The 5,209-nt window shown below is 53.9% G+C and carries 5 protein-coding genes and 1 pseudogene; 2 read left to right on the top strand and 4 right to left on the bottom strand.

Annotated features, from left to right (window positions below; translation table 11 throughout):
* Positions 1-119 precede the first annotated feature (119 nt).
* The 3 genes and pseudogenes from tnpA to EK23_RS22905 all read right to left on the bottom strand — a co-directional run.
* Entirely contained in the window at positions 120-509 is a 390-nt protein-coding gene (gene tnpA / locus EK23_RS21005; protein ID WP_045227360.1) for an IS200/IS605 family transposase, read from the bottom strand.
* 47 nt (positions 510-556) lie between these two features.
* Positions 557-781, bottom strand: coding sequence for a hypothetical protein (locus EK23_RS21000; RefSeq protein WP_045227359.1), 225 nt, complete (start codon positions 779-781; stop codon positions 557-559).
* Between the two features lie 1,302 nt (positions 782-2,083).
* Positions 2,084-3,024: pseudogene (locus tag EK23_RS22905) on the bottom strand (transposase); the annotation flags it as partial.
* A gap of 361 nt (positions 3,025-3,385) precedes the next feature.
* On the opposite strand from EK23_RS22905, the gene EK23_RS20985 reads away from it, so the two are divergent.
* Both EK23_RS20985 and EK23_RS20980 read left to right on the top strand, forming a co-directional pair.
* The gene (locus EK23_RS20985; protein WP_045227357.1) at positions 3,386-3,565 is read left to right on the top strand and encodes a hypothetical protein; all 180 of its coding nucleotides are present in this window, start codon (positions 3,386-3,388) and stop codon (positions 3,563-3,565) included.
* A 178-nt stretch (positions 3,566-3,743) separates the two neighbouring features.
* Positions 3,744-4,667: an endonuclease/exonuclease/phosphatase family protein gene (locus EK23_RS20980; RefSeq protein WP_082054406.1), complete on the top strand. Its 924-nt coding sequence runs from the start codon at positions 3,744-3,746 to the stop codon at positions 4,665-4,667.
* A gap of 262 nt (positions 4,668-4,929) precedes the next feature.
* Here EK23_RS20980 and EK23_RS20975 read toward each other — a convergent pair.
* Positions 4,930-5,209 (bottom strand): transposase domain-containing protein (locus tag EK23_RS20975; protein WP_045227355.1); only part of this gene is annotated, 280 nt, incomplete at its 5' end.

The following is a 5,209-nucleotide window of genomic DNA, read 5'->3' as shown; positions in this document are numbered from 1 at the left end:
GACGGATGACATTCTGATTGAGACTACTCATGGGGTTACTCCTGCGCTCACGCGCCGTTTCGATGAAGATTCGCACCTCTATCAAAACGGGTAACCCCACCTCGCGGCAAGGAACTCTGTCAGATCAAGTCTGAACTTCTACAGATCATCTCCCCGGTCATCTGCCCCACCGCCACGCAGAAATACCCGCGCGCCCAGAAATGCTGACCCCAGTGGCGCTTCTTCAGATGCGGAAACTCTTCAAACAGGTAACTCGATGTACGTCCCTTGAGTCGCCTCATAATCTCACTCGGTGCCAGCGTCGGCGGCGCGCTCACCAGAATGTGAACGTGGTCCTTGCTCACCACACCCCGCATAATCCTGATCTGAAATGCCTCGCATGTCTGCCGAACCAACCCACGAACCCTTTCCGCCACGTCGCCTTGTAGAACCTTGTAGCGGTACTTCGTCACCCAGACAAAATGGCACTCGATCTGAAAAACTGTATGGCTACAATATCTGTATTCCATAACGCCTCCTGCACCTGGCGCCTATTATCGCTGCTAAAACTGACCGGCTAAAGCCGGTGGTTTAAACCTTGTGATGCACAATAAAGGCGCAACCTCCGCTCGGTGCCAATCGGTGGCCCGCCTCGCTGACCTGCGGGATACACCGGTTCGATCACCGCCACCAGTTCAGCCCAAGGCACCACGCCTTCCATTTCGGCCAGACAAATCTCGCGATTGGTGACGCGACTCTTGGACTGAAATGCCAGCTCAAGAAGGCTGGTCTGTTGGATCATCGAAGGGGTCGTCAGGATGGTGTGTTATTCCGCTATTTTGCTGCGCTTCACCTCGCCGATTAAATCGGCATCTCCGTAATTCGACGCGACTTTGAGTTACTTTATGACCTCATTTGAAGCTGTGTGTTATGCATAACTAATACATTCCAGTGGATACCAGAAGATCTCGGTAATTTTACTAATTTTTATATGCATTACTTCACGAGACAGGTGATTGTTAATGCTGTACATTAGGGTTGTTATAATTAGTATTTATAGGGTTTATAGTTGTCAGTCATTTTGGCTGGCGGCGATATGCTAGTTCACCGTTTAAATGATTCATAGTTCCATTTTAAATCACTTTACCATATGGATTGGAGTTTGTTATGAGTCAGCGCAATACCATGTATTCTGTATTATCGAGTTCGGTATCGGTTCTGGCGTTCTGGACCTTTATTGGGAGTGCCATGGGCATGGAAATCGCCGATCCCGAAGCCGTTTGTGACTTCATACCGTGCGATGTAGGAGGGGGGGATGGAGGAAGCGGCGGAGGTAAAGATGGTGGAAGTCCAATTCCCCCCCCGGACGCACCACGTCAAGATCCCCCGGATGGCGGCCCAATCTTGTTTCCTCCGCAACCGACGGAACCCGGGCCCAGGGATCCTAAGCCATGGATACCAGATCGGCCACAGCCGGGGAAGTTCAATTCCGATCTCCCGTAAGGTAAGCGCTTGACATGTGTCTGGTCTTTAGATCCAGACTGTCGAATCAACTTTGGGACCCGATGTCGGTTCTAGTAGCCGGCCATGGGTCTCTAATTCTAAACATTGGTGAACGGAAACGTTAAAGAGCGCCGGTGTTATTGGGAGTGTTCTTTTGGTGGAGCGAGTGAACAGTGGGTGTTCGACTCGCGTGGTGCTAGTAGGTAGGCGTGGCCTTATGGAACGCTTGACTACCGCCGGCGTCCAATCAAATTACGTGATTTTTTGCGACTCGAGTAAGCATTTTCCAGAATTGTGGTGAATTCGTGTTACACTGGGGACTCCCGGCCAGCTCGCGGATACGCATCAACCACCACACGATCTAGAGACAGCGGCGCACTCACTGCGTGAGCGCTGTGCCCTAGGCTCCAGTTACACCGGCCGATGCCTACTTCGGTCGGCTTCAATTCATCAAATGCCAGAGGCAACAGATCAAACTCAAAACCTTGCAGCAGCGACGACTGAAGTTACAAAATCAAGCCGCATAACCGATACTCAAACCGAGGCCAACCTCTCCACTCTTTTCGACACCGCAGTGGCCCACTTTCTTTGACGGCGGACAATCTACGGTGTTGATGACGTTGTCGTAGCGCATGGTGGTGCACAACTTCCAAGCGACGATGTAGCGCGAAAAGTCATCCAGGATGGTCGAGAGGTAAAACCATCCCCAGTCGACGATCTTGAAGTAGGTGAAATCGGTCTGCCACATCTGGTTGGGCGCCGTGGTCTTGTCGGTAAACGCCTCAGCAGCCTTGATGACGATGTACGCCGGACTGGTGATGAGGTTGTGGGCCTTCAGCAGTCGGTAAACCGAGGCTTCTGAAACAAAGTAGCGCCGCTCATCGCAGAACTTCACCGCCAATTACCGCGGTGACAGCGCGGTGTGTTCCAGTGCCATCTCAAGGATCTGGCCCCGAACCTCCTCGGCAATGCGGTTCCAGACCCGGTGAGTACCGCCCCGGCCGTCTTCAAGACCTTCGACTCCATCGGCCTGGTAACGGTTGTACCAGCGATAAAAGGTCGTCTTGGGAATCCCCATCAGCGCCAGGGTGCGACGCACGGGGAGTGAAGACTGCTCGACCAACCGGATGATTTCCAACTTTTCTGAGGCCGTGTATCTCATTCCTCGTCAACCCCAGTTCCGGTCATGCTTTTTTTGAGTAGGCGGTTCTCCAGCAGCGCTTCGGCCAAGGCTTCCTTCAAGTCCCGACTTTCCTTCCGCAAACTGCGTACCTCGTCCGACGTCGCTTGTCGGGCGGTGTCACCGGCTAGACGCTTCTTGCCGGCCTCCAAGAACTCCTTGGACCACGTGGAGCAGAGACTGGGGACGATTCCTTCGCGCCGGCACAACTCCGAAATGCTGTCCTCACCCCGCAGTCCTTCCAGCAGGATGCGAATCTTCTCCTCGGCAGAGAACTGACGGCGCGTCTCTCGACGAATCTCTTTCACGACCTTGTCAGCCCCTGGCTTGGCACTCGTCAATGTGATCGGTTTGGTCTTCATCTTTCCCTCCTCAATAGGGCAACAATCAGACCAAACTCTCCTTATCTCAACCCTTCATATCTCTCCCATGGTTGATGACGGCGGACATTCGGATAATACTGGCCGGAGTAATAGTTTAAGAAGAGTAACCGTTAGGCAAATGGAATACGAAACCCAATAGGCCTAGGTAACACTTGAGAAAAAAGAAACGTCTCTGCTGCGGGGATGCACCAGCAACTCGGAGATCGATTGACCAGAGCGATTACGAAAGACTTCTAAGAAATGTAGAGGTTGTCCTTTTCATAACTGGTCACTCAAATTCCGGAAGTGCTGATCAGAAAGTCACCGGCGCCAACAGGTAGGGTTTTATCTGCAGGTACTCATGGAAGGCGAGTTGAGGGTGGGCGACGCGATAATGCGGCTCGCTGCCGACCAGGTGGGTCTGAATGTCCTGGCCTTGGGCCCGAACAGCCGCCAGCAGGGAATCATCGAAAAGGTTTTCTCCATTCCGGCCTTATCGGACGCGTGGTGGGAAAGCCTTGAAAAAAAGCGCAGCCTCTGAGTATGTCGCTTGGGTTCAGATAGGGCACTCAAGTCTCGTGGAGGTAAATAACCCATCATATTCCGGTAATCGCTAACAGCATCCGTCTCCTGCTCCCGTGTATTTTCCTGTTCGGGCACGGTTAAGAGTCGCTCCAGGCCGTGCGCATCATGTTTCATGACTAGAATGGGAGGTACATATGAAGCGCATTATTCTGGGCCTTATGGGTGTCATGATGGTGGGCATGACTCTTGAGTCGTCGGCTATGTGCCTTGATCCGCCCTGTCGCCCGGCGCCGCCCGACCCTGACCCTACCCCTGTTACGGATCCCACACCGATGTCCGTTAAAGCGCCGGCCACTTCTTTCGTAATCGGCACTTACAACATACAGGGCGGCATGAATGGGGCGCAGGAATTCGATATAAGCAGGACGGCATCGGAAATTTTGGCCGAACTCGTATGGCAGGATGCCGGCGTCGTCATTCTGCAGGAGGTGACCAAACCCGACCGACCGGGATTGATCGACCAATTGCTGGATGCACCGCTACTCGACGGACGATCCTTGCGGGGCATCTATCCGTACAATTACGCTAGGGTCGACGACCTCGCTATTTTGTCCAAATGGCCTCTGGCGAATTCCTGGACGGTTCAAACGGCCAGCGTGTATACCTTTTGGCCTTACGTCGCGCCCCGTCAGACTGTTTATACGGTCGCTGCCGAAATCGCCGGGCCGAACGGCAATTTCATCATCTACGACGTGCATCTACAAAACGACGGTTATGGATTTTGGGGCGATTCGATTGCCCGTCCGCAGGATCGTTTAAACGAAAGCCGCGACATATTGGACGACATCGCGCGGCGCAATTCTGCGAATCTACCGGTGGTCGTCATGGGAGACATGAACGACTCGGAAGAAGATTGGTCGATGTGGCATTTCGGCCTATTCCTGAATGGGCCGATTAAATCGGATGCCGTCAATTATGATCCTCATGCACTTCACTATTCGGGCGGCGTTATCGACTACGCATTCACCTCGCCGGGAAGCCAAGTCGAACAATTGCTGACGCCCAATTGGCTGCAGGCGTCGGATCACGGTCCGGCTTTGCTGCGGTGGCACAAGTAGCGGCCGTCGGGTGCATCGCGCACGATGCACCCGATCCCACAATAGGAATAAGCCCCACACGCCATAAGTTGGCCGGTGCCAGTTCGCAGCGGTTGCGGCCCTTGCGCTTGGCCTGATAGAGCGCCTTGTCGGCCCGGTCGAAGACTTCGACGTATTACTCCGTTCAAGTCGTCTGAACTGTAATGACCGGTTACGAAGTATTGTGTAAGCGCGTGGCGATCCCATGTTGACACAATCCGGAATCGGATCGCGCTTGGAGGAACTAAGCGGGAGTGGTTTCAAGCTGCCAGCGATGCGGCAGAAGTTCATGAATCCGATGGGCGGGTTGCGTCGGAAGTCGCGTGAGCACGTCTTTCAAATAGACGTAGGGGTCGTGACCATTGAGTTTCGCCGACTGGATCAGGCTCATGATGGCAGCCGCGCGCTGACCGGCACGCAGACTTCCGGCGAATAGCCAATTGCGGCGCCCCAAGGCCACCGGGCGGATGCGGTTCTCCAACCAGTTATTGTCCAGGGGGACCTGCGCATCGCTGAGGTAATGG

Origin of the sequence: Methyloterricola oryzae (assembly GCF_000934725.1) — a bacterium.
Taxonomy (GTDB): domain Bacteria; phylum Pseudomonadota; class Gammaproteobacteria; order Methylococcales; family Methylococcaceae; genus Methyloterricola; species Methyloterricola oryzae.
This window is presented reverse-complemented; position numbering and strand designations above follow the sequence as displayed.

Excerpts from the sequence above, each read along its gene's own strand:
- tnpA (WP_045227360.1), bottom strand. The coding sequence starts at position 509 with ATGGAATACAGATATTGTAGCCATACAGTTTTTCAGATCGAGTGCCAT.
- EK23_RS21000 (WP_045227359.1), bottom strand. The coding sequence starts at position 781 with ATGATCCAACAGACCAGCCTTCTTGAGCTGGCATTTCAGTCCAAGAGT.
- EK23_RS20985 (WP_045227357.1), top strand. The coding sequence starts at position 3,386 with ATGGAAGGCGAGTTGAGGGTGGGCGACGCGATAATGCGGCTCGCTGCC.
- EK23_RS20980 (WP_082054406.1), top strand. The coding sequence starts at position 3,744 with ATGAAGCGCATTATTCTGGGCCTTATGGGTGTCATGATGGTGGGCATG.